Annotated in this window: 1 protein-coding gene; it reads right to left on the bottom strand. The window is 67.6% G+C overall.

What is annotated here, in order from left to right; genetic code table 11:
- A partial coding sequence (locus tag KDH83_RS31685) for a hypothetical protein (protein ID WP_212323139.1) occupies positions 1-424 on the bottom strand: 424 nt, incomplete at its 3' end.
- Between the last annotated feature and the right edge of the window lie 11 nt (positions 425-435).

Raw genomic sequence — 435 nt, 5'->3', positions numbered from 1 at the left:
CGCTGCCGCCCTGGATGGTGCCGCCGGCCTGGTTGACGATGTTGCTGGCGGTGATGACCGTGGCCTCGCGCGCGCCGATGGTGCCGCTGTTGGTGGCATTGCCGTCCACGACGATGGTGACGCTGCGGCCCGCCAGCAGCGTGCCGTCGCCCTTCAGGTCGCCTTCGCGCACCAACAGGTAGACCTGCGGAACCAGCACGGTCTCGGTGCTGCCGTCGGGCAGGGTCACGGCCTGTTCGACCAGCCAGACCAGGTCGGTGGTCAATTGGCGCTGCTGCGCCTCGGTCAGCGCGACGCCAAGCTTGATGCCCTTGTCCTGCGCGAATTTGGCGCCGGCGGCAAGCAGGGCCTTGTACTGCGCGTCGTTATCGCTGAACTTTTCCAGGAAGCGCTGGCCGGTGGCGGCCAGGATCTGGTCGGACACGGCCTTCTGTT

The organism is Achromobacter sp. Marseille-Q0513, from assembly GCF_018195695.1.
In the GTDB taxonomy this organism is placed as follows: domain Bacteria; phylum Pseudomonadota; class Gammaproteobacteria; order Burkholderiales; family Burkholderiaceae_B; genus Achromobacter.
Note: the sequence above shows the minus strand (reverse complement) of the source record. Positions and strands in the feature narration are given on the sequence as shown.